Raw genomic sequence first — 287 nt, 5'->3', positions numbered from 1 at the left:
CAGCCCGCCCGCCAATGTTGGCGATGCGCTGGACACGCTGATCGGCATCTACATCGAGCACTCGCTGAATTACCTCAGCAAGGAGATGTGGCGGCAGGCGATGGCGATCTCCACGCAACTGCCCGACAGCCCCTTCGGCCAGGCCTACACCGCGCTCGACCATGCGCTCACCGAGCAGATCCGCGCCCTGATCGCCCGCCTGCAGGAAATCGGCCTGGTGCGGCCGGACATCGACGGCCCGGCAGTGGGCGAGCTGATCTTCAACAACATGAACATGATGTTCATCG

At 63.8% G+C, this 287-nt stretch carries 1 pseudogene; it reads left to right on the top strand.

From position 1 onward, the window contains the following. Positions 1 to 287, top strand: a pseudogene (locus tag EN851_RS35770) (TetR/AcrR family transcriptional regulator); the annotation flags it as partial.

Origin of the sequence: Mesorhizobium sp. M8A.F.Ca.ET.208.01.1.1 (genome assembly GCF_004791315.1) — a bacterium.
Taxonomy (GTDB): Bacteria; Pseudomonadota; Alphaproteobacteria; order Rhizobiales; family Rhizobiaceae; genus Mesorhizobium.
Note: the sequence above shows the minus strand (reverse complement) of the source record. Positions and strands in the feature narration are given on the sequence as shown.